The organism is Microbacterium schleiferi (genome assembly GCF_038150145.1).
Taxonomy (GTDB): domain Bacteria; phylum Actinomycetota; class Actinomycetes; order Actinomycetales; family Microbacteriaceae; genus Microbacterium; species Microbacterium schleiferi_B.
The window spans coordinates 120,380-143,557 of the sequence record NZ_JBBWSA010000006.1 but is presented as its reverse complement, the minus strand read 5'-3'; the positions used below and the strand labels follow the sequence as shown (position 1 = coordinate 143,557).

The 23,178-nt window shown below is 66.5% G+C and carries 22 protein-coding genes and 1 tRNA gene; 2 read left to right on the top strand and 21 right to left on the bottom strand.

Features of this window, described 5'->3' with window-relative positions:
• The first annotated feature begins 43 nt into the window (after positions 1-43).
• Positions 44-490 carry a hotdog fold thioesterase gene (locus tag AADH62_RS08510; protein WP_341579059.1) on the top strand — a complete coding sequence of 149 codons (447 nt, stop codon included), beginning with the start codon at positions 44-46 and terminating at the stop codon, positions 488-490.
• Between the two features lie 72 nt (positions 491-562).
• Here AADH62_RS08510 and AADH62_RS08505 read toward each other — a convergent pair whose 3' ends face one another.
• Positions 563-1,183 carry an ANTAR domain-containing response regulator gene (locus AADH62_RS08505; protein ID WP_341579058.1) on the bottom strand — a complete coding sequence of 207 codons (621 nt, stop codon included), beginning with the start codon at positions 1,181-1,183 and terminating at the stop codon, positions 563-565.
• Positions 1,184-1,221: 38 nt separating this feature from the next.
• On the opposite strand from AADH62_RS08505, the gene AADH62_RS08500 reads away from it, so the two are divergent.
• Positions 1,222-1,304 (top strand) — tRNA-Leu (locus AADH62_RS08500).
• 218 nt (positions 1,305-1,522) lie between these two features.
• Here AADH62_RS08500 and AADH62_RS08495 read toward each other — a convergent pair.
• From AADH62_RS08495 to rpoZ, 20 genes are all read right to left on the bottom strand, one after another.
• Entirely contained in the window at positions 1,523-1,873 is a 351-nt protein-coding gene (locus AADH62_RS08495; protein ID WP_425355663.1) for an SHOCT domain-containing protein, read from the bottom strand.
• Between the two features lie 74 nt (positions 1,874-1,947).
• Positions 1,948-3,396 carry a pyruvate kinase gene (pyk, locus tag AADH62_RS08490; protein ID WP_341579056.1) on the bottom strand — a complete coding sequence of 483 codons (1,449 nt, stop codon included), beginning with the start codon at positions 3,394-3,396 and terminating at the stop codon, positions 1,948-1,950.
• A 70-nt stretch (positions 3,397-3,466) separates the two neighbouring features.
• Entirely contained in the window at positions 3,467-4,933 is a 1,467-nt protein-coding gene (locus AADH62_RS08485) for a glutamate synthase subunit beta (RefSeq protein WP_341579055.1), read from the bottom strand.
• Positions 4,926-9,506: a glutamate synthase large subunit gene (gene gltB / locus AADH62_RS08480; RefSeq protein WP_341579054.1), complete on the bottom strand. Its 4,581-nt coding sequence runs from the start codon at positions 9,504-9,506 to the stop codon at positions 4,926-4,928. The genes AADH62_RS08485 and gltB overlap by 8 nt, the downstream gene beginning before the upstream one ends.
• 95 nt (positions 9,507-9,601) lie before the next feature.
• A complete protein-coding gene (gene lgt / locus AADH62_RS08475) occupies positions 9,602-10,573 on the bottom strand; it encodes a prolipoprotein diacylglyceryl transferase (protein ID WP_341579053.1) in 972 nt (323 codons plus the stop codon).
• A 72-nt stretch (positions 10,574-10,645) separates the two neighbouring features.
• A complete protein-coding gene (gene trpA / locus AADH62_RS08470; RefSeq protein WP_341579052.1) occupies positions 10,646-11,431 on the bottom strand; it encodes a tryptophan synthase subunit alpha in 786 nt (261 codons plus the stop codon).
• The gene (gene trpB, locus AADH62_RS08465; protein ID WP_341579051.1) at positions 11,428-12,642 is read right to left on the bottom strand and encodes a tryptophan synthase subunit beta; all 1,215 of its coding nucleotides are present in this window, start codon (positions 12,640-12,642) and stop codon (positions 11,428-11,430) included. Before trpB ends, trpA begins: the two co-directional genes overlap by 4 nt.
• Positions 12,639-13,415 carry an indole-3-glycerol phosphate synthase TrpC gene (gene trpC, locus AADH62_RS08460; RefSeq protein WP_341579050.1) on the bottom strand — a complete coding sequence of 259 codons (777 nt, stop codon included), beginning with the start codon at positions 13,413-13,415 and terminating at the stop codon, positions 12,639-12,641. Before trpC ends, trpB begins: the two co-directional genes overlap by 4 nt.
• A gap of 2 nt (positions 13,416-13,417) precedes the next feature.
• Positions 13,418-13,648, bottom strand: coding sequence for a DUF6704 family protein (locus AADH62_RS08455; protein ID WP_341579049.1), 231 nt, complete (start codon positions 13,646-13,648; stop codon positions 13,418-13,420).
• A 42-nt stretch (positions 13,649-13,690) separates the two neighbouring features.
• A complete protein-coding gene (locus AADH62_RS08450) occupies positions 13,691-14,278 on the bottom strand; it encodes a Trp biosynthesis-associated membrane protein (protein ID WP_341579048.1) in 588 nt (195 codons plus the stop codon).
• Positions 14,275-14,634, bottom strand: a complete 360-nt coding sequence (gene hisI / locus AADH62_RS08445) for a phosphoribosyl-AMP cyclohydrolase (RefSeq protein ID WP_341579047.1) — start codon at positions 14,632-14,634, stop codon at positions 14,275-14,277. Before hisI ends, AADH62_RS08450 begins: the two co-directional genes overlap by 4 nt.
• On the bottom strand, positions 14,631-15,395 hold the full coding sequence (hisF, locus tag AADH62_RS08440) for an imidazole glycerol phosphate synthase subunit HisF (RefSeq protein ID WP_341579046.1): 765 nt from the start codon (positions 15,393-15,395) through the stop codon (positions 14,631-14,633). The genes hisI and hisF overlap by 4 nt, the downstream gene beginning before the upstream one ends.
• Positions 15,396-16,235: an ATP phosphoribosyltransferase gene (hisG, locus tag AADH62_RS08435; RefSeq protein WP_341579045.1), complete on the bottom strand. Its 840-nt coding sequence runs from the start codon at positions 16,233-16,235 to the stop codon at positions 15,396-15,398.
• A 37-nt stretch (positions 16,236-16,272) separates the two neighbouring features.
• A complete protein-coding gene (locus AADH62_RS08430) occupies positions 16,273-16,536 on the bottom strand; it encodes a phosphoribosyl-ATP diphosphatase (protein ID WP_341579044.1) in 264 nt (87 codons plus the stop codon).
• 34 nt (positions 16,537-16,570) lie between these two features.
• Positions 16,571-17,266, bottom strand: a complete 696-nt coding sequence (gene rpe / locus AADH62_RS08425; RefSeq protein WP_341579043.1) for a ribulose-phosphate 3-epimerase — start codon at positions 17,264-17,266, stop codon at positions 16,571-16,573.
• Positions 17,267-17,292: 26 nt separating this feature from the next.
• Positions 17,293-18,675, bottom strand: coding sequence for an RsmB/NOP family class I SAM-dependent RNA methyltransferase (locus tag AADH62_RS08420; protein WP_341579042.1), 1,383 nt, complete (start codon positions 18,673-18,675; stop codon positions 17,293-17,295).
• On the bottom strand, positions 18,672-19,631 hold the full coding sequence (fmt, locus tag AADH62_RS08415; protein WP_341579041.1) for a methionyl-tRNA formyltransferase: 960 nt from the start codon (positions 19,629-19,631) through the stop codon (positions 18,672-18,674). The genes AADH62_RS08420 and fmt overlap by 4 nt, the downstream gene beginning before the upstream one ends.
• A 16-nt stretch (positions 19,632-19,647) precedes the next feature.
• Positions 19,648-21,642 carry a primosomal protein N' gene (locus AADH62_RS08410; protein ID WP_341579040.1) on the bottom strand — a complete coding sequence of 665 codons (1,995 nt, stop codon included), beginning with the start codon at positions 21,640-21,642 and terminating at the stop codon, positions 19,648-19,650.
• Between the two features lies 1 nt (position 21,643).
• Entirely contained in the window at positions 21,644-22,837 is a 1,194-nt protein-coding gene (gene metK / locus AADH62_RS08405) for a methionine adenosyltransferase (protein WP_341579039.1), read from the bottom strand.
• A gap of 73 nt (positions 22,838-22,910) precedes the next feature.
• The gene (rpoZ, locus tag AADH62_RS08400; protein WP_267189766.1) at positions 22,911-23,165 is read right to left on the bottom strand and encodes a DNA-directed RNA polymerase subunit omega; all 255 of its coding nucleotides are present in this window, start codon (positions 23,163-23,165) and stop codon (positions 22,911-22,913) included.
• Positions 23,166-23,178: the final 13 nt, after the last annotated feature.

Below are 23,178 nucleotides of genomic sequence, written 5' to 3'. Positions count from 1 at the left end.
GCCTACCCACGGCTTCCGACAGCACTTCTCCCCAAGGGTGGTCATGAGCACGCAGCATCCGGCGAACGTCAACGGCATGGAGTGGGTTGCACGACGCGGGATGGGAGCTCTCGCGGAGAAGATGGGGATGCAGTTCCTGGAGTTCACGGTTGAACGTTCCGTTGCGACGATGCCCGTCGAGGGAAACACACAGCCCGTCGGCCTCATGCACGGCGGTGCATACGTCGTGCTGGGTGAGTCCCTGGGGTCAATGTCGGCGAATCTGTGGGCGGGTTCCGGGCGCCTCGCGGTCGGTGTCGACATCAACGCGACCCATACGCGATCCGCGCGCTCAGGCCTCGTGACAGGGGTCTGCACGCCCGTGCACCTCGGGAGAAGCATGACCGTTCACGAGATCGTCGTCTCAGACGACGAGGGTCGTCGATGCTCCACCATCCGCATCACGAACCTCATCAAGGATGTGCCGCTCCCCGAAGAGCTCACGCCCTGAAGGGTGAGCCATCTTCTCGCGTGAACTGATGTCACGCGTGAGATGAGCTACTGGCCGAGTGAAGCCGACGCCTCAAGCCTTCTTCGGCGCGAGCTGCTCGATGATCGCCTTCGCCACGTCTTGCATGGTGAGTCGACGGTCCATCGATGCCTTCTGAATCCACCGGAACGCCTCAGGCTCGGAAAGGCCCATCTTCTCGTTGAGCAGGCCCTTGGCCCGATCCACCAGCTTGCGGGTCTCGAACCGCTCGACCATGTCGGCAACTTCGGCTTCGAGGGTGAGGATCTGCTCGTGGCGGGCGAGGGCGATTTCGATCGCGGGAAGAAGATCGTTCGGGGTGAAGGGCTTCACGACGTACGCGAGGGCACCGGCCTCGCTCGCACGCTCTACGAGTTCCTTCTGGCTGAACGCCGTCAGCAGAACGACCGGAGCGATGTTGTTCTTGTTGAGCTTTTCGGCGGCTGAGATGCCGTCGAGCTGGGGCATCTTGACATCCATGATGACGAGGTCGGGACGCAGCTCCGTGGCCAGCTGAACCGCGCTTTCGCCGTCACCGGCTTCGCCGACGACATCGAACCCGTTGTCGCGAAGGATTTCGACTATGTCGAGTCGGATGAGGGACTCATCTTCGGCTACGACGACACGGCGGGGGGTGTTGGCGGTGGACGTAGCTGCCTGCTCTTGCTCTGTCACCTTTGAATCCTACGGTATGGTCAATGCGGACGTGCCCGGCCGGTGTGGCGGAATGGCAGACGCGACCGACTCAAAATCGGTTGCCCGAAAGGGCGTGTGGGTTCGACTCCCACCACCGGCACGTGAGAAGAGCCGCGACCCGTCAGGGTTGCGGCTCTTCTCACGTCTCGACGGTGCGGCTTGGGAAGAGGGCACGGTGGGTGGGCCCACGCGGCCGGAGGCTCCGCGCGCTGCGGAGCGGCGCGTGGAGTGGCCGTGGGGACGACTCCCACCACCGGCACGTGAGAAGAGCCGCGACCCGTCAGGGTTGCGGCTCTTCTCACGTCTCGATGGCGCGGCTCAGGCTCCGAAGAACTGGTTCCCGAGTGCCTTGCTCTTGAGCGCGTCGAATTCGCCCTGCGAGATGGTGCCGGCATCCAGCAGCGCCTTGGCGCGCTCGATCTCGGCAGTCGGGTTCGCGGCAGCGGCGGGACGGTAGTCGTCTGTCTCGGGAACAACGCCGCGACGGATGCTCGCACGAGCGGCCATCCCGCGTCCTCGAGCGATCACATAGACCAGAGCCGTCAGGAAGGGGACGATCACCAGGAAAATGATCCACAGCGCCTTCCAGCCGCCTGCCAGGGTGTGGTCGCGAAACAGATCGATGATGATCAGCGCGACGACGTAGATGTACGCGGCGATGTAGAACATCACGAGCGCGAACAAGAAAATGTCCCAGATGCCGAGCACTGCTACCTCCGAATGCGTTTCGTGTGAAGCGAGTGTCAGCCCGCGTTCTGGTAGGCGGGAGCCTTGCCGTGAACCGCATCGCCCACGTTGTGAATGCGGATGTCGTTGGTCGTGCCTTCGATTCCGGGAGGCGAACCCGAGATCACGACGACCTTGTCACCGACCTTTGCCAGGTCATTCGAGAGAAGGTAGTCATCGACCTGGAGGAACATCCGGTCGGTGTGCGAGACGTGCTCGACCAGGGTCGACTGGATGCCCCACGTCACCGCCATCCGACGGCGAATAGCCGGGTCTGGCGCGAACGCCAGCATGGGGATCTTCGGCCGCAGGCGTGACAGACGGCGAGCCGAGTTTCCAGACTCCGTGAACACGCATAGGAACTTTGCCTCGACGAAGTCAGCGACCTCGTTGGCTGCGAGCGTGATGATACCGCCCTGCGTGCGCGGCTTCGTGTGAATCGGTGCGATGCGTTCGAGGCCGTGCTCTTCCGTCGACTCGATGATGCGGGCCATCGTCTGAACGACCACCACGGGGTACTCCCCCACGCTCGTCTCACCCGAAAGCATGACAGCGTCGGCGCCGTCCAGAACGGCGTTGGCGACGTCACTGGTCTCGGCACGCGTGGGAACCGGGTTGTTGATCATCGACTCGAGCATCTGTGTGGCAACGATGACCGGCTTGGCCATCGCGCGGCACAGTTCGACCGCACGCTTCTGCACGATCGGCACAGCTTCCAGCGGAAGCTCCACGCCGAGGTCGCCACGGGCGACCATGATGCCGTCGAACGCGTCGATGATCTCTTCAAGGTTGTCGACGGCCTGCGGCTTCTCGATCTTGGCGATGACCGGAACCCGACGACCCTCTTCAGCCATGATCACGTGAACACGCTGCACGTCCTTGGCGTCCCGGACGAACGACAGCGCGATGAGGTCGGCACCGGTGCGCAGACCCCAGCGGAGGTCGGCCTCGTCTTTGTCGGAGAGGGCGGGAACGTTGACCGCGACCCCGGGAAGGTTGATGCCCTTGTTGTTGGACACCGGCCCACCGACGATGACTTCGGTCGTGACGACGGTTCCGTCGGTCTCGACGACCTTGACACGAACCTTGCCGTCGTCGATGAGGAGGAAGTCGCCCGGCTTCACATCGGCCGGTAGACCCTTGAACGTCGTCGAGACGATGTCCTTCGTGCCGAGGATGTCCTCAATGGTGATCTTGAAGATGTCTCCGGGCGCGAGCTCGTGAGGTCCGTTCTCGAACTTTCCGAGTCGGATTTTGGGTCCCTGCAGGTCCACGAGGACCGCAACGGCGCGCTGTGCGTCGTCTGCAGCCTTGCGGACATTGGCGAAATTGTTCTCGTGTACCGAGTAGTCGCCGTGGGAGAGGTTGAAGCGGGCCACGTCAACGCCGGCGTCGATGATGGCGCGAACCATCTCGTACGTCGAGGTTGCCGGGCCCAAGGTTGCGACGATCTTCGCGCGTCTCATCCGAGTGTGCTCCGTTGTTTGCGTGATGCAGGCAGAAGGCCTGCGGGTACAGGCAGGGGCCGGGCCCAGCCTACGCGTGCGCCACGCCGATGGCGACATCCGTGGGGTTAACAGGAGAGGGAAGCTCCGTGTCACCCATCAGATATCGGTCCACCGCTGCAGCGGCCGCGCGTCCTTCGGCGATCGCCCAGACGATGAGGGACTGACCGCGACCGGCGTCACCGGCAACGAACACCCCCGGATGCGTCGTCTGGTAATCGTCCTCACGGGCAACGTTGCCGCGATCGGTGAATCTGGTACCGAGCTGATCTTCCAGAAGAAGTCGCTCGGGGCCGGTGAAGCCCATGGCAATGAGGACGAGGTCCGCGGGGATCTCACGCTCGGTCCCGCTCTTCGGGACGCGTCGGCCATCCACAAACTCGGTCTCGGCGACGCGAAGGTACTGGACCTCGCCCGCGTCGTTGCCCAGGAACTCGACGGTGGAGGCCAGATACATCCGCTCCCCGCCTTCCTCGTGAGCGGACTGCACTTCGAACAGCGTGGGGGCCATCGGCCAGGGCTGCGCGTCAGGGCGTGCCTCGGGAGGGCGACGCCCGATCGCGAGGTTCGTGACGCTGAGCGCGCCCTGGCGGTGGGCGGTTCCGATGCAGTCAGCACCGGTGTCGCCGCCACCGATCACGATGACGTGCTTGCCCTCGGCACTGATCTGGTTGGCGACGGCATCCCCCGCTACAGCGTGGTTCGACTCCACGAGATACTCCATCGCGAAGTGAACCCCGGCGAGGTCGCGTCCCGGGATGGGGAGGTCACGCGGGACTGTTGCGCCGGTCGCGACAACGACCGCGTCATACCGGGCGCGCAGGGCGTCCCAGGTGATGTCGGTACCGATGTTCACGCCGGCGCGGAACCGCGTTCCCTCGTCCTGCATCTGACGAAGCCGGGACTCGAGGTGGCGCTTTTCCATCTTGAAGTCTGGGATGCCGTAACGGAGCAGTCCGCCGATGCGGTCATCCCGCTCGTACACGGCCACGGTGTGACCGGCGCGGGTGAGTTGCTGCGCCGCGGCTAGACCCGCAGGCCCCGAGCCGACCACTGCCACGGTCTTGCCCGTCAGGCGCCCCGGCGGCTTCGGTTCGACCCAACCGCTCGCAAAGGCCTGATCGATGATCGAGACCTCAACCTGCTTGATGGTCACCGCCGGCTGGTTGATCCCCAGCACGCACGCGCTCTCGCACGGTGCGGGGCACAGCCGCCCCGTGAACTCCGGGAAGTTGTTCGTCGCGTGCAGGCGGTCAATCGCCGCACGCCCCTCCCCGCGCCACGTGAGATCATTCCACTCCGGGATGAGGTTGCCCAGCGGGCATCCCTGGTGGCAGAACGGAATACCGCAGTCCATGCAGCGTCCGGCTTGCCGACGCAGCACAGCACTGTCCCCGGGTTCGTAGACCTCTTTCCAGTCCATGATGCGAACAGCCACCGGACGACGGGCGGGAAGTTCCCGCTCCGTCACCTTCAGAAAGCCCTTGGGATCAGCCACCGGTCACCTCCAGGATGCGAGTCCAGACGACGTCGCCGTCGGGGTCAAGGCCCTCGTCCACGGCCTCCTGCCGCGTGCGCAGCACGGCGGCGTAGTCCCGAGGAACGACGCGGACGAAGTTGGCGACTTCCTCGTCGAAGCGTGCGAGGAAGTCTGCGGCAAGCGCGGAACCGGTCTGTTCAGCGTGCTGTGCGAGCAAGTCCCGCAGCATCTCGGCATCCCCGGAACCCAGCGGTCCGAGTTCGAGCTCACCGGTGGCCAGCGCCTCCCGGTTGACGAGGTCGGCGTCGAGCCGGTAGATGTACGCGGTTCCTCCCGACATGCCGGCACCGAGGTTCCGGCCCGTCGGGCCCAGGATGACGGCGAGACCACCGGTCATGTACTCGAGCGCGTGGTCACCGACCCCTTCGACGACAGCGGTCGCCCCCGAGTTGCGGACAAAGAACCGTTCGCCCACGATGCCGCGCAGGAACAGGGTTCCCTGCGTTGCGCCGTAGCCGATCACGTTGCCGGCGATGACGTTCTGCGACGCATCGAAGGCAGCATCCTCGGGAGGCCGGATGACGATCTGACCGCCGGAGAGCCCCTTGCCGACGTAGTCGTTCGAGTCTCCCGTCAACCGCAGCGTGATCCCTGCGGGCATGAACGCACCGAAGGACTGCCCGGCCGAACCGGTGAGGTTGATCGTGATGGAACCTGCAGGCAGACCGTTCTGGCCCTGAGCTTTCGTCACGTGGTGGCCGAGCAACGTACCGACCGCGCGGGCCGTATTGCGCACGGGCAGGTCGATCGTGATCTGGCCGCCGTGCGCGATCACATCCTGCGCCCGCTCGATGATCGGGACGTCGAAGTGCTCGTCGAGCTCATGATCCTGCGGACGCAGGTTGCGGCGCGGCTCGTCGTCGGAGAACGCGGGACCCTCCAGCACGGGTGTCAGGTCCATTCCGCTTGCCTTCCAGTGCGCGATCGCACGGTTGGTGTCAAGCAGTTCGTGATGACCGATCGCCTCGTCGAGCGAGCGGAACCCGAGCTCTGCCAGGTACTCGCGCACCTCCTGAGCGATGAACTCCATGAAGGTCTCGACGAACTCCGGCTTGCCGGTGAACCGCGACCGCAGGACGGGGTTCTGCGTGGCGACACCGACCGGACAGGTGTCGAGATGACAGACACGCATCATGATGCATCCGGAAACGACCAGCGGAGCGGTGGCGAATCCGAACTCCTCGGCGCCGAGCAGTGCGCCGATGATCACGTCTCGTCCTGTCTTGATCTGGCCGTCGACCTGCACGACCACACGATCGCGCATGCCGTTGAGCATCAGGGTCTGCTGCGTTTCGGCGAGGCCCAGCTCCCACGGCGTGCCTGCGTGCTTGAGCGAGTTCAACGGGCTGGCACCGGTGCCGCCGTCGTGTCCGGATACCAGGATGACGTCGGCCAGCGCTTTTGCCGTACCCGCTGCTACCGCACCGATGCCCGACTGGCTCACCAGCTTGACGTGCACGCGGGCCTGCGGGTTGGCACGCTTGAGATCGAAGATCAGCTGCTTGAGGTCCTCGATCGAATAGATGTCATGGTGCGGCGGCGGTGAGATGAGGCCGACACCGGCGGTGGCATGCCGGGTGCGCGCCACCCACGGGTAGACCTTGGTCGGGGGCAGCTGCCCACCCTCGCCCGGCTTCGCCCCCTGTGCCAGCTTGATCTGGATGTCGTCGGCTTCCGTCAGATACAGGCTCGTGACACCGAAGCGCCCCGATGCCACCTGCTTGATGGCGCTGCGGCGTTCGGGGTCGAGGAGACGGTCGACATCCTCGCCGCCCTCACCGGTGTTGGACTTGCCGCCGATCCGGTTCATCGCGATAGCGAGTGTCTCGTGCGCTTCCTTCGAGATGGAGCCGTAGCTCATCGCGCCGGTTGAGAACCGCTTCACGATCGCCGACACCGGCTCGACTTCGTCGATCGGCACGGGACGGCGCACACCGGTGCGCAGACGGAAGAGTCCGCGGAGGGTCTTCAGTTCGCTCGCCTGGTCATCTACGAGCTTGGTGTACTCGCGGAACACGTCGTACCGGCGCGTGCGGGTCGAGTGCTGAAGGCGGAAGACCGTCTCAGGGTTGAACAGGTGAGGCGAGCCGTCTCGGCGCCACTGATACTCCCCACCGGTCCAGAGGCGCTCGTGCGCGCGCTCTGCTTCGTCCTCGGGGTACGCGTAGGCGTGTCGGGCACGGTTCTCGGCGGCGATGACGTCGAGCCCGACGCCGCCGAGCTTGGTCTCGGTGCCGGTGAAGTACGCGTCCACGAACTCCTGCGACAGGCCGACGGCCTCGAACACCTGGGCGCCCGCGTAGGACGACACTGTCGAGATCCCCATCTTCGACATGATCTTCAGAACGCCCTTGCCGAGGGCATAGATGAGGTTCTTGACGGCCTTTTCGGGCGAAACGCCGGTGATGTACCCGGCGCGCACGAGGTACTCGACGGTCTCCATGGCGAGGTAAGGGTTCACTGCTGACGCCCCGTAACCAAGCAACGTCGCGACGTGGTGAACTTCGCGGACGTCTCCAGCCTCGACGACCAGCCCTACTTTCATTCGCGTCTCGCGCCGGATCAGGTGGTGGTGGATGGCGGCGACCATCAGCAACGAGGGAATCGGGGCGAGGTCCTTGTTGGAGTCGCGGTCGCTGAGCACGATGTACTCGGCACCGTCCTCGATCGCCTGGTCGACTTCGCTGCACATCTGCGCGATGCGCTTCTGCATCCCCTTGTGGCCAGCCTCGACGCGGTACAGGCCACGGATGGTTACCGAGGAGCGTCCGGGCACTGCGGTATCGATGTGCTGGATCTTCGCGAGTTCATCGTTGTCGATGACCGGGAAGTCCAGGGTCACGGTGCGCGTGTGGCTCGGGCCCCAGTCCAAGAGGTTCCGCTCGGGGCCGATACCGAGCGAGAGCGAGGTGACGACCTCTTCTCGGATCGAGTCCAGGGGCGGGTTGGTCACCTGAGCGAACTGCTGGGTGAAGTAGTCGAACAGCAGGCGCGGGCGGTCGCTCAGGACCGCGACGGGGGTGTCACTGCCCATAGCGCCGAGCGGCTCAGCGCCCTTCTGCCCCATGGGGGTCAGCAGAATGCGGACTTCTTCTTCCGTGTAACCGAAGGTGCGCTGACGGCGGGTGATCGACGCGATCGGATGCACGATGTGCTCACGCTCGGGCAGTTCCGCCAGGCGAACGCGACCGGCGTCCAGCCACTCCTGCCAGGGCTGCATCGTCGCCAGATCGCGCTTGATCTCGTCATCCTCGATGATCCGGCGCTGCGCCGTGTCCACGAGGAACATGCGGCCAGGGCGCAGGCGTCCGCGTCGCTTGATGCGCTCGGGCTCGAAGTCGAGCACACCGGTCTCGCTGCCGATGACGACAAGGCCGTCGGTGGTCTCGGTCCATCGTCCGGGACGCAGGCCGTTGCGGTCCAGAGTCGCGCCGACGAGCGTGCCATCCGTGAAAATGAGGGCTGCGGGGCCGTCCCACGGCTCCATCTGGATCGCGTGATAGTCGTAGAACGCGCGCAGATCAGGGTCGAGCCCGACCTGCTTCTCGTAGGCCTCGGGGACCATCATCATGATGGCGTGAGGCAGGCTTCTGCCGGTCAGCGTGAGCAACTCGAGCACCTCGTCGAAGGAGGCCGAGTCGCTGGCGCCGTCGGTGCAGATCGGAAGCAGCGGACGGATGTCGCCGATCAGCTCGGACTCGAGCTGTGACTGGCGTGCGCGCATCCAGTTGCGGTTGCCGTTGACGGTGTTGATCTCGCCGTTGTGTGCGAGCATGCGCAGCGGCTGCGCCAGTCGCCACGAGGGGAAGGTGTTGGTCGAGTACCGCGAGTGAACCACGGCGAGCTCGGATGCAAACCTCTCGTCCTGCAGGTCGGGGTAGAACGGCTCGAGCTGCAGCGTCGTGACCATGCCCTTGTAGCCGAGGGTGCGTGCCGACAGCGAGACGAAATATGCGCCGAGCTCGGTGCGACTGCGCTTGCGGAGCCGGTAGGTGCGGCGATCCAGCGCGACTCCCGACAGCGCAGGGGCGTCACCGACCGCGGGACGCGAAACAAACAGTTGCTCGAAGGCCGGGCGCGCCTCAAACGCGAGCTTGCCGAGGTGCTCCTCGTCGGTGGGGACTTCACGCCAGCCGAGGACCTCGAGGTTCTCGCTTGCCGCGATGCGCTCGATGCCAGCCTTCTGCTCGGCCCGAGCTTCGTGATCCAGGGGAAGGAAGACCATGCCCGCCGCGTACTCCCCCATCGGAGGCAGGTCGAAGTCCACGACAGCGCGAAGGAAGGCATCCGGCATCTGCGTGAGGATGCCGGCGCCGTCGCCAGTACCGGCATCCGACCCGATTGCACCCCGGTGCTCAAGGTTGCGAAGGGCGGTCAGAGCGAGGTCGATGATGTCGTGACCGGGCTCCCCACGAAGGGTCGCGACCATGGCCAGGCCACACGCGTCCCGTTCGAAGTCAGGGTTGTACATCCCCTGCTTGGCGGGGAAGCCGGATTCGCCGGTGGCGATGCGACGGGGGCTCGATGCCATTGCTACCGTCCTCACGTTGATGCTCAAGATGGGACGACGTCGGCCCGGCTGTGTGTGGTGTACGCGGTGATCGGGGTACTACTCCGGTGATCAGATCACTGCGGCCGTGTGGTGCTTGTGGCGCTGCCGGCGGTGACTTCGGGGGCCGGTGGTTCGCTGACGTCGACGAAGTCGGGAGTGTCCTGCGATTGTACAGTGCCTTTCGCGGCGCGTTCGCGACCGGGAACGTACGGTGAAGGCTCCCGCCCGGGGTGGCGGCGCCTCTGCACGATCATGATCGCGAGGCCGATGACGACGCCGAAGATCGCTGCCCACACGTTGGTGCGGATGCCGAGGAAGATCTCGCTGGGATCGATGCGGATCGACTCCCAGACGATGCGGCCGGCGCTGTACCAGATCAGGTAGAGACCGAACAGGCGTCCCCACTGCAGCGCGAAACGACGCCCCGCCCACAGCAGCACAGCAGCGCCGAGCAGGTTCCAGATCATCTCGTACAGGAAGGTGGGGTGGAAGAGCGTACCCGGTGCGAGACCCGGAGGGAACGCGGCATTGGTGGACTCGATCTCGAGGCCCCAGGGCAGGTCGGTCGGAAGGCCGAACAGCTCATGGTTGAACCAGTTCCCGAGCCGACCCATGGCCTGGGCGATGATCAGACCTGGCGCCAATGCGTCGGCGAATGACCAAAATCGGATGCCGGTCCAGCGGCATCCGAGCCACGCGCCGACTGCCCCACCGATGAGCGCTCCGTAGATCGCGATCCCACCTTCCCAAATGCGGAAGACCGCCCAGAAGTCGGCTCCTTCGCCGAAGTAGAAACCGGGATGGGTGAGGACGTGATAGATCCGGGCGACGATGATCGCGAGGGGAACCGCCAGCAGGGCGATGTCGATGACGATCCAGTTCTCGGCACCGCGCTTGGTCAGGCGATAGTTGGTGAGCAGGACCGCGACGATGATGCCGGCGATGATGCACAGCGCGTAGAAGTGGATGCGCAGCGGGCCGAGGTCGATGTAGCTGACACTCGGACTGGGGATGCTCGTCAGGACGTTCTGGAAAGCGCTGATCATGTCGATCGTCCTCGGTTGGTCGGGCGCCGACCGGTGGGCCGACGACGTGAGTCTAGTTCGAGTGGGGCGCGCTCACTCGCGAACGGTGCCTGCGACAAGCTCGCGCGCGGCAGCAGCGAGGCCGTTGAGGCCCCCGTCGCGCAGGGCGCGCACAAGCGCGGTGCCGACGATCGCGCCGTCGGCGTACTCGAGCACGCTCCGCACGTGGTCGGCGTTGGAGACGCCGATTCCCACGCATGCGCGCTCGGCGCCATGCTCGCGGAGGCGGGCGACGAGGGCGCGTGCTGCGGCATCCAGTTGTGCCCGCTCCCCCGTGATTCCCATGGTCGAGACCGTGTAGACGAAACCGGTGGTCTCGCGCACGATCATCTCGAGGCGGGCATCGGTCGAACTCGGGGCGGCAAGGAACACCCGGTCGAGCCCGGTGCGGGTGCTCTCGGCGAGCCAGTCGGCTGCCGCATCGGGAGTGATGTCGGGCGTGATCAGTCCGGCCCCACCAGCGGCGCGGAGGTCGTCGGCGTACCGGGATACTCCGTACTGGACAACCGGGTTCCAGTACGTCATGACCAGGACGGGAATGTCGGTGCGTGCGGTGACCTCGCGGACCGCGGTGAAGGTGTCACGCATCCGGAACCCCGCCTGCAGTGCGGCGTTGGTGGCTTCCTGGATGACGGGGCCGTCCATAACGGGGTCCGAGTAGGGCGGGCCGAGTTCCAGGATGTCGACGCCGGCTTCGGCGAGCGTGACTGCCGCTTCGATGCTGGTCTCGAGGTCGGGATAGCCGATGGGAAGGTAGCCGATGAGGGCGCCGCGACCTGCGTCGCGAGCAGCGTCGATCGCGGCGGCGACGGCGCTCACGCCTCGGCTCCCTCGTCGTACAGCTCGAACCACCGGGCCGCAGTGTCCATGTCCTTGTCGCCGCGACCTGACAGGGAGATGGCCAGAACGGCATCGGATCCGAGCTCGCGTCCGATGCGCAGCGCCCCAGCCAATGCGTGCGCCGACTCGATAGCCGGGATGATGCCCTCCGTGCGCGAGAGCAGTCGCAGAGCTTCCATCGCTTCGGTGTCGGTGGCAGGGATGTAGTGCGCCCGACCGATGTCGGAGAGCCACGCGTGTTCGGGTCCGACTCCTGGATAGTCCAGGCCCGCAGAGATCGAGTGTGACTCGACGGTCTGGCCGTCTTCGTCCTGCAGAACATAGGTCTTGGCGCCGTGCAAGATGCCCGGCGTGCCCCGCTCGATGGATGCCGCGTGCCGGGGCGTGTCGACACCATCGCCGGCCGCCTCTACGCCGTAGAGGGCGACACCCTCATCGTCGAGGAAGGCGTCGAACATGCCGATCGCATTCGATCCCCCGCCAACGCACGCGAAGACCGCATCGGGAAGCCGTCCGATCTCATCCAGAAGCTGAGCGCGCGCTTCTTCACCGATGACCTTCTGGAAATCGCGAACCATCGCGGGGAACGGATGCGGGCCAGCAGCCGTTCCGAAGATGTAGTTGGTGTTCTCGACACTGGCGACCCAGTCGCGGTACGCCTCATTGATGGCATCCTTGAGCGTCCTCGAGCCAGTCGTGACCGGGATGACCTCAGCTCCGAGTAGGCGCATACGGGCCACGTTCAACGCCTGGCGTTGCGTATCGACTTCGCCCATGTAGATCGTGCATTCGAAACCGAACAGCGCCGCGGCAGTGGCGGTTGCCACACCGTGCTGGCCGGCTCCGGTTTCAGCGATGACGCGCGTCTTGCCCAGACGCTGCGTGAGCAGAGCCTGGCCGAGCACGTTGTTGATCTTGTGGGACCCCGTGTGGTTCAGGTCCTCACGCTTGAGAAACACCCGCCCGGCGCCGGTGTGCTCGGCGAACCGCGGCACCTCGGTGAGGGCAGAAGGTCTGCCTGCGTACGAGTTCAGTAGCCGAACGAACTCTGCTTGGAAGCCCGGATCGACGCGAGCTGTTTCGTACTCGGCAGTGAGCTCGTCGATGGCGGCGATGAGCGACTCGGGCATGAAGCGTCCGCCGAAATCGCCGAAGAAGGGACCGCGCTGTTCGCGCAGGCTGGTGGTCATGATCCTGCCTCCAGGAACGTCGTGAGGGTCGCAACGGGGTCGCCGGTCACCAGCGCCTCGCCGATGAGGACGACATCCGCGCCGGCAGCCCGGTAGTGCGCGACATCGGCCGGTGCCAGTACCGCCGACTCGGCGACGGCGATGGCGTTTGCGGGAATCGAGTCGCGCAGGCGCCCGAACAGGTTCCGGTCGAGTTCAAACGTGGAGAGATCTCGCGCGTTGACACCGACCAGGCGCGCACCGATGTCGGCGGCACGGTGAAGCTCCTCGAGTGAGTGCGTCTCGACAAGGGCCGTCATCCCGAGCTGTTCGATCAGATGCAACAGCCGCTCGAGCACCGGCTGGTCGAGGGCCGCGACGATGAGCAGAACGATATCGGCACCCGCGGCGCGGGCTTCGAAGACCTGGTACTCGGTGGATACGAAGTCTTTCCGCAGCACCGGGAGCGATACCGCAGCCCGGACCGACTCGAGATCGGCGAGACTTCCCTTGAACCGACGTTGCTCGGTCAGGACCGAGATGGCAGACGCGCCCCCGTGCTCGTAAAGCGACGCGAGGTGAGCCGGGTCGGGGATGTCCGCGAGATCGCCACGTGAGGGGCTTGCACGCTTGACCTCGGCGATAATGCGCACACGCTCTGCGGGTGCAAGGTGCTCCAGCGCCGGGAGTGCAGCCGGGCGAGCGAGCGCGGCGCGTTCGACATCCGCGAGCGGTCGCACGGTTTCGCGCGTCCGGGCGTCCTCGAGAGCGCCGGCCGTGAGGTCGGCGAGCATGCTCAATGCTCTTTCGCGGTGTACCTGGAGCCGCCCACGCCGTAGCCGACCTTTGCCATGACCCAGCCGACCAGAGCGCCCACGATGACAAGGCCCACAGAGGCCCACACCAGCCAGACGATCTCGAGGAAGAACGCCACTGTGCCCAGGGCGATGGCAGCGAGCATGATGACGACAGCCGTCCAGGCCGCCGGCGAGTGTCCGTGGCCGGGGTCGCCGATGGGGTTGCTCATGGATATCCTCCGGTAGTGCGCGGGCTGTGGTCAGTCTAGCGGTCAGGTCGTGGGGTCCCCGCCACGGGAGAGGTCATCCCACGAGTCAATGGCATCGAGCGGTTCGCCGCTCCGACGTCGCCCGACCCGCTCTGACTGGTACCGCTTTCCGCCCTCGGGCCACCGGCGCGCGGTCGCGAGAACCCAGATCCCGGCGGCCGCCATGAGGACGGCAGCGACGAGGGTGACGGCGGGCCAAGGCGTCACAGTGATCCCTGCCACAAGCTCCGCGATCGCGCTATCACCGCGGATGCCGGTCACGGCCGCTACCTCGGACGCGACGGCGCTTACCGGTGCGTCGAAGGCGATCGGCGCCGTCAGGACGGCTAGTGCGATGCCGAGTGCGGCTCCGATGACGCCGAAAACTGGACGCAGGATCCGGCCGACGATGGAGAGAGCGGCGCCGAGGGCGAGCGCAGTCAGGCTCAGCGGTGCGAGGAGCACCACGGCAGAGGCGCCGGCTATCGCGAGCGGCTCCGTGGCTCCGTCAGTCAAGGACACGAGCAGCCATGTCTGGGTCGAAGAGATGAGGCCCGTCGCCCCCGCGATCAGCAGGCCGACAACGCCGATGAGCCGAGCCCGCGCGATCATGCGTCCCCGTGAGTGACGGCAGGCTTCAGGTCGGTCGTGTCGAAGCAGCTCCGCGTGCCGGTGTGGCAGGCCGCACCGATCTGTTCGACCTCGATCAGTAGCGCGTCGCCATCGCAGTCGAGTTTGGCGCCGCGCACATACTGCACGTGCCCGGATGTGTCGCCCTTACGCCAATACTCCTGGCGTGAGCGAGACCAGAAGGTCACGCGTCCGGTCGTGAGCGTGCGCCGGAGTGCTTCGGCATCCATCCAGCCGAGCATGAGCACCTCTCCGGTGTCCCACTGCTGGATGATCGCCGGCGCAAGACCGTCGCCGTTGAAGGCGACTGCCGCGATGCGCTCCTCGAGATCGGTCACGCTCGCACCTCCACGTTCTCGGCTGCCAGCGCGGACTTCACGTCCCCGACGGTGAGATGACCGGTGTGGAAAACACTGGCGGCCAACACCGCGTCAGCCCCGGCGTGCACGGCGGGTGCGAAATGCTCGACCGATCCCGCGCCGCCGGAGGCGATCACAGGTACCGACGAGATCTCGCGCATCAGCGAGACAAGCTCGAGATCGAAACCCTCCCGTGTGCCATCAGCGTCGATCGAGTTGACCAGCAGCTCGCCTGCTCCGCGCTCGATGGCCTCGCGAGCCCACGCAAGCGCATCCAGAGCCGTCTCGGTTCGCCCACCGTGGGTCGTGACGACGAAGCCGGAGTCGACGGTGTCTGAGCGCTTCACATCGAGGGAGAGCACGAGGACCTGGGCGCCGAAGCGGTCGGCGATCTCGTCGACGAGTCCAGGTCGGGCGATCGCTGCGGAGTTCACTCCTACTTTGTCGGCGCCGACTCCGAGCAGGCGAGCGACGTCGTCTGCCGAACGCACCCCTCCCCCGACGGTGAGCGGAATGAAGACCTCTTCTGCGGTGCGCTGGACGACGTCGTACGTCGTTGCGCGCTCGTCGACGGTCGCCGTGACATCGAGGAACGTGATCTCATCGGCGCCCTGGCGAAAGTACGTAGCAGCCAGCTCGACAGGGTCGCCCATGTCGCGAAGATTCAGGAAGTTGACGCCCTTCACCACGCGCCCGGCGGCGACGTCGAGGCACGGGATGACGCGCGTCGCGACAGCCATCTAGAGCCTCGCCGCGTGAATCTCGGTCACCAGGATGGCGCGAGCACCGATGCCGTATAGCGCGTCCATCACCTGATTGACGCCCTTGCGGGGGCTCATGACGCGCACTGCCACCCACGACGGGTCGCGCAGTGGCGAGATCGTCGGCGACTCGATTCCGGGCGCAATCTCGACTGCCCGGTCGACGAGGTCCGCCGGCAGGTCGTAGTCGATGAGAACGTAGCGGCGGGCAACCATCACTCCGCGCAGCCGCCGCAGGAGCGTTTCGGTCCCCTCGACCTCCCGCGGCCCTCCGATGAGGACGGCTTCTGACTCCAGGAGCACGGGGCCGAAGATCTCGAGCCCCGCCTGCTTGAGGGTGGTACCCGTCGAGACGACATCGGCTACCGCATCCGCCACGCCCAACCGCACCGCCGACTCGACAGCGCCGTCCAACGGAACGAGGTCGACCGCAATCCCCCGTTCGTCGAGAAACGAGTCCACGAGGCCGGGGTAGGCGGTGGCGACGCGCGTTCCTTCGAGGTCAGCGAGGTCGGTGAAGCGTCCGGGAGGCCCCGCGAAGCGGAACGTCGAGTCCGCGAATCCGAGGGATTCGATCTCGCGCGCAGGCATCCGCGCATCCAGGAGAAGGTCACGGCCGGTGATGCCGACGTCCAGGGCGCCGGAGCCCACATAGGTCGCGATGTCGCGCGGACGCAGGTAGAAGAACTCGACCTCGTTTGCGGGATCGATGACGTGGAGGTCTTTCGGGTCACGCCTGCCGGTATATCCAGCTTCGGTGAGCATGGCGGCGGACGTCTCAGCCAGCGAACCCTTGTTGGGCACGGCGATTCGGAGCATGGGGGTCTTTCGGGTCGAAGCGGGAGAGGCGACGGGTTCAGAGATGTCGGTACACGTCCTCGAGCGAAAGCCCCTTCGCCAGCATCAACACCTGCAGGTGATACAGCAATTGCGAGATCTCTTCGGCTGCGGCCTCGTCCGACTCGTACTCGGCGGCCATCCACACCTCGGCGGCCTCTTCGACGATCTTCTTGCCGATCGTGTGGATGCCTGCATCGAGCTCGGCAACGGTCCCCGATCCCGCGGGACGGGTCTGCGCCTTCACCGTCAATTCGGCGAACAGCTCTTCGAAGGACTTCACCATGCCAGGGTAGCGAACCGCGCGGCCTGCTCGGTCAGTGCCGATGGGCGTGCGTGCCGCGAGAACGCAGCCCTGCGATTGCAGCATCCGGGTCGCCGGCCCCGAACACGGCTGATCCGGCGACGAACGTGTCGGCCCCGGATGCGGCGGCCTGTTCGATCGTGGACTCCGAGATGCCGCCGTCCACCTGCAACCACACCGCGGAACCGCGGCGGCGGCATTCATCAGCGAGGGTGCGGAGCTTGGGCATCATGTCAGTCATGAAGGACTGACCGCCGAATCCGGGTTCGACGGTCATCACGAGGATCTGGTCGAACTCGTCGAGGATGTCGAAGAGCGGCTCGACCGGAGTAGCCGGTTTGAGCGCGATCCCGGCGCGTGCGCCGATCGACCGCAACCTCCGCGCCAGGGCCACCGGCTCTGACGTGGCCTCCGTGTGGAACGTGACAGATGCCGCACCGATCTCGGCGTATCCCGGCGCCCAGCGGTCGACGTCATCGATCATCAGGTGAACATCCAGCGGCACGGGAGATGTCGCGTGGATCCTCTCAACCATCTGCGGACCGAACGTGAGGTTGGGAACGAAATGGTTGTCCATGACATCGACGTGGACGAAGTCGGCGGCGGCGATGCGCTGCAGTTCGGCCTGCATGTTGACGAAGTCGGCGGCAAGGATGCTTGGATTGATGCGCACCGCAGGATCATGGGTCGCGGCGTCGGGGGAACTCACCCGTCCATTATGGGCGAGGGTGCCGGTCAGCTTCGCCGCCGCAGGAGTGTGATCGACATCGCATCGGTGCCGTGCCGGTGGGGCCACAACTGCGCGCGCCCGCCGCCGCCCGTGGGGCTCGCCAGGTCCAACGTGCTCCGCGACACTCGGCGCAGCACGTCCCTCGCGTCCAGCTCGTCCACCTCGTCTCGGTGCTGATCCAACACCGCCGCCACGACATCGCGGGTCTCGACGAGGTGCGGCGAGCACGTCACGTAAGCGACGACACCGCCCCGGCGGAGCCCGGCCACCGCAGCGGAGAGCAGTTCACGCTGGAGGTCGGCCAGCGGTGCGACATCCTGCGGGGACTTGCGCCAGCGCGACTCGGGTCGGCGGCGCAGGGCACCCAAGCCCGTGCAGGGCGCGTCGACAAGGATCCGGTCGTACGCCTCAGCGCCAACCCTGTCTCTGCCGTCTTGCTCAGAGACGACGACCTCGAACGGGATCGGCTCGAGGGATCGACGAACCAAACCGGCGCGCGTGGACGAGACTTCGTTAGCCTCAAGGTCGACCTGGGTCCCACCCTCCCTCGCCTGCAGCACGCGGGCAGCGAGCAGCGCGGTCTTCCCGCCCGGGCCCGCGCACAGGTCGAGCCAGCGCTCTCCGGGCCGCACCGGGTCGACCTCCGACAAGGCGAGGGCAGCAAGCTGGGATCCCTCGTCCTGGACGCGCAGCGCGCCCTGTGAGGCAGCCACGAGCCTGCCGGGATCCCCCGCCGGTGCCCGGAACCCATAGGGCGAGAAGGATGTCGGCTCCGACGCTTCGGGAACTGTGGCAAGACCGGGAAGAGCCGCCATCGTGACGCCGGGTGGGTCGTTGTCGGCGGCGAGAAGGTCGAGGAGTTCGCTGGCGCGCCCCTCGTCGTCCAGAGCGCGCCGCAGCGCCCGGATGACCCACACCGGGTGTGAGGTGCGCACCGAGAGGCGTTCGTCGTCGGAGCGTGCAGCCTCTTCGGCGCGGGAGATCCAGATCGCCGCATCCGCTCCACCGATTTTGCGCAGCACAGCGTTCACGAAACCTACAGCGCGCTCCCCCGCGCTCGAACGCGCGAGAGCCACCGACTCATTGACAGCCGCGTGCGGCGGAACCCTCGTGGCCAGGAGTTGATGTACCCCGAGACGCAGGATGTCGAGGACGGGTGGGTCGAGGCTCTCGGCCGGCCGGTTCGCCGCGACAGCGATGACGGCATCCCAGGTGCCCTGTTGCCGCAGGGTTCCATACGTCAGTTCCGTCGCAAGCGCAGCATCCACCGGGCTGAGGCTTGCCCGGGCGATAGCCGTCGGCAGGACAAGGTTCGCGTACGCATCGGCGTCGTGGACGGCACGCAGCGTCTCGAAGGCCACCTTTCGGGCTGACGGTGCGCCGCTCATGCTGTGCCTTCCATATCCCCGGGCATCTGAGCGTGAGTATCGAACTGGAGTTCGCTCAGGCGTGTGCCGCGCCACCAATCTCCGGCATCCATCGCTGGCTTTCCCGCTGGCTGGACACTCACTAGCGCGATCGGATCTCCAGCGGTTCCGACGATCACCTGCTTCGCATGAGCTGCGACCAGTCCGGGACCTAGCCGTGGCGCATCGGAGGATGATGGGGCGGCGGCGAGGATCTTCAGCCGCGAGCCCTGCGACGTCGCGAAGGCACCTGGCTCCGGGGTGACGCCGAGGATTCGCGACATGACCTGTTCTTGCGGCTGATCCCAAGCCACGCGGCCGTCCTCGATCGAAAGCTTCGGAGCGTAGGTCGGTTCGCCCTCCTGGGGGCGGGGCCGTGCGGTGCCGTCAGCAATCTGGCCGGCGACCCTCGTCAACAGATCGGCCCCGGCATCCGCTAGCGTCGCGAGTAGCTCCCCTGCCGTCGCGTCACGCGGGCGAGAAAGGCGAATCTCGCCGAAGATGTCTCCCTCGTCGAGTCCCGCTGTCAGCTGGAACACATCTGCGCCCACCTCGGCGTCGCCAGCGATGATGGCGTGCTGCACCGGCGCGGCGCCCCGCCACCGGGGCAGGACTGAAAAATGCAGGTTGATCCAGCCGTGCCGCGGCATCGAGAGCAGCGGTTCGCGAACCAGTCCGCCATAGGCGACGATCACGCCGAGGTCGGGGTCGGTTGCGCGCACCGCCTCGAGCGCCTCATCGTCGAGGCGTGCAGTGCGATGCAGCGGTAGGCCGAGAGCGCCGGCGGCGGCAGCCACCGGAGAAGGCGTCAAGATGCGGCGGCGACCGATCGGCGCATCGGGCCGTGTGATCACGAGAGAGACATCGTGACCGGCGTCGACGAGGGCGTGCAGCGACGGCACCGCTGGCTCGGGCGTTCCGGCGAACACGATCCTCATGGCTGTGTCTTCCGGCTCATGGCTGTGTCTCCAATTTCAGGTCGGGCAGGTCGAGACGGATGCGTAGCGTCGCGCGTGCTCCGCCGCGACTGCGTGAGCGGCGTCCTCGCAGCGCTGCGGAAACGAGCGCCGCGCGGAGGGAACGCGCGAGGTCAGGTCCGTCGTGATAGTCGCAGCGTACGAGCGCGCGCACGTCGTCCTCGTGCGAGCCGCTGGTGGGCAGCGACACGGGCCCGAGCACGTCGCTGGCCCGCAGCCCCGGCACATCCGACCGCACGGCGGCAAGCGCGGTCTCCACTGCCGGTCGAGGCCCTTCCAGTGAGGCAACACGAACCGCGGGAGGCATGCGCAGCTCTGCGCGTTCGGCGAGTTCAGCGCGTGCGAAGGCAGGCTGGGACCAGGTAGCAAGTGCTCGGCCGAGAGCCCCGGCGACTCCGACCAGGTGCACCGGCGCACCTGGTGCAGCCAGGGCCGCCGCGTTGGACCACCAGCGGAGACAATGCTCGGCGATCCGCAGATCATCTGCGAGTAGCATCCGTTCGCCGTCCAGGAGCAGCACCGCGCGGTATCCGCGCGCGGCCCGAGGCTCGGCGCCCCGTGTTGCGACGACGAGCGCCGGTGTGTCTGGCACCTCGAGAACAGGATGATCGGCATCCGAGACGATGACCCGGATGCCAGGAAAGGCGCGTCCGAGTTCCTCGGCGGTGCGGCGGCTCCCGGATCCGATGAGCAGGAATCGTGCGCCACCGCAGGAGGCGCAGGTCCAGCCTTCAGCACGCCGTCCGCATGCAGAACAGGTCGGTGTCGCCCCTCGCGCTCCAGCATGAAGCGGTCCGCCGCAGGCGCGGCAGCGGGCAGGATGCCTGCAATCCGCGCAGGCGAGCACCGGAGCGTACCCGGGGCGGGAAACCTGCACCAGCACCGGGCCACTGCGGACTGCCTCGCGCGCGGCGGCGAATGCTGCAGAGGGGATCCGCGCGGCCCCGGTCTCCCCCTCGCGCAGCGGAGTGAGTACCACGCGCGGCGATGCGGGACGGGCTGCGCGCAGCTCTTCCACCCAGCCGATGTCGACAAGGCGTTGGACGTCGGTGGTGCGGGTGTATCCGGCGAAGACGAGCGCGAACTGTTCCTGCTCCTGCCGGACCAGCGCCGCGTCGCGTGCGTGGACGCCTGGCGAGAGCGGCTCCCGCAACAGCGGGTCGCCGTCGTCCCAGAGCGCGATCAGCCCGAGCGCGTGCACGGGCGCGTACACTGCCGATCGGTTACCGATCACGATGGACGGCGTGGGCTCGATCACCCGGAGGTAAGCACCGTAGCGGGCAGGGGCGCTCTGAGCGGCATCCGTCCGGATGACTGCCTCGCCGAGTCCGTATGCGATCAGACCCTGCTCAAGTTGGTCGAGGTCTCGGTGGTCGGGCACGACGAGGATGCTGCTGCGTCCTGCCGCCAGCAGCTGCGCGGCCGCGGCAGCGAGGACAGCCACCCACCCCGGCGTAGGTGAGCCATGCCCTACGGGCGTTGTCGGTGCCGTCAGAGCGATGCGGGCGCCGCGGGTGAGCGATTCGGTCAGACCGGGGAAGCCGGCAAGGGCGTCGGATGCCCACTCTGCGGTGGATGCCGGCACCCCCGGAAGGTCCGCTCGTTCCGCGTTCTGCCACGAGCGCTCGGCGCGCACCATCCGTCGCGGTACGACCAGGCGCAGGATGTCGGATGCCGACCCCGCCGACCGGTCGGCGACCCGTCGTGCGAGGTCGTAGAGCCGCCGAGGAAGGACGGATACCGGAGAGACGACTGACTCAAGCTCCGAGAGGGGGCGGTCAGCGGACGGTTCGTCGTCAAGCTCCACGATGAAGCCGTCCACGATCCGGCCGGCCGCACGAAGCGGCACGCGTACGCGGACGCCCTCGCGCGCCTCAGGTGCCAGCGCGTCCGGAATCTCGTAGTCGAAGAGCCGATCCAGTTGGGGCAGCGGGGAATCCAGGAGCACTCGCGCGATGCGCCGAGTGGTCATGTCAGAGACCGGCGGCTGAGCGCAGGTCGTCGACGCGGTCCGTGCGCTCCCACGTGAAGTCGGCGAGTTCTCGACCGAAGTGACCGTAGGCCGCGGTCTGCGCGTATATCGGGCGAAGTAGATCGAGCTGGTCGATGATCGCCTTCGGGCGCAGGTCGAAGACCTCAAGAATCGCCGTCGTGATGATGTCATCGGCCACGTGACCGGTTCCGAACGTCTCGACGTACAGGCCAACCGGAGCGGCCTTGCCGATGGCGTAGGCGACCTGCACCTCGAGCCGATCAGCAAGTCCTGCGGCCACGGCATTCTTCGCGACCCACCGCATGGCGTAGGCAGCCGAACGGTCGACCTTCGAGGGGTCCTTGCCGCTGAAGGCTCCGCCGCCGTGGCGCGAAGCACCGCCGTAGGTGTCGATGATGATCTTCCGGCCCGTGAGGCCCGCATCGCCTTTCGGGCCGCCGATGACGAACGGACCGGCGGGGTTGATGTAGTAGGTGACCGCGGAAAGATCGAGTCCGGTGCTCTCCAGAACCGGATCGATGACGACTTCCTGCACCTGGGCACGCAGGTCTTCTTGCGAGATGTCGGGGTGGTGCTGGGTCGAGAGCACCACGGACTCGACGGTGCGCGGCACGGCACCCTCGAATCCGAGGGTGACCTGTGTCTTGCCGTCGGGACGCAGGAACTGCAGCGCACCCGAGCGCCGCGATTCGGCGAGGCGCTCAGCCATCCGGTGTGCCGTCCACGCGGCCATCGGCATGAGCTGTGGCGTCTCGGTCGTCGCATAGCCGAACATGATGCCCTGGTCGCCCGCGCCCTGCTCGTCGCGCGGGTCGGATGATCCGCGTTCACGCTGCTCGAAGGCCTTGTTCACGCCCGAGGCGATGTCGGAGGACTGCGCGCCGATGGAGATGCTCACGCCGCACGAGTCGCCGTCGAACCCGGTCTCGCTCGAGGTGTATCCGATGCGGTTGACCACATCGCGCACGATCGCGGGAATCTCGACGTACGCAGACGTACTCACCTCGCCCGCGACATGCACGAGTCCGGTGGTGACGAGGGTCTCGACCGCGACGCGCCCGCGCGGATCCTCACTGAGGATCGCGTCGAGGATGCTGTCGGAGATCTGGTCGCAGATCTTGTCGGGATGACCCTCCGTGACCGATTCGGACGTGAACAGACGCAACGCGCTCATGGAGCTCCCGTCAGTGGTGGACGCCGATCAGTATCGCGCCGGCATACGACACCGGCGCGCAAACGGGTGACCGTCAGTCGATCGGGCGGAGGCGAAGCTTGTCTTCGTTGATCTCGTGGAGCGCGATGGTCAGGGGCTTGTCCTCGACGGTCGAGTCGACGAGCGGCCCCACGTTGTCGAACAGGTTTCCCTCGTGGAGGTCGGAGTAGTAATCGTTGATCTGACGCGCGCGCTTTGCCGCATAGATCACGAGCTGGTACTTCGAGTCGACCTTCTCGAGAAGGCTGTCGATGGGCGGCTCAATGATGCCCTGGTTGTTCCCGGCCATGGCGGAATCCCTT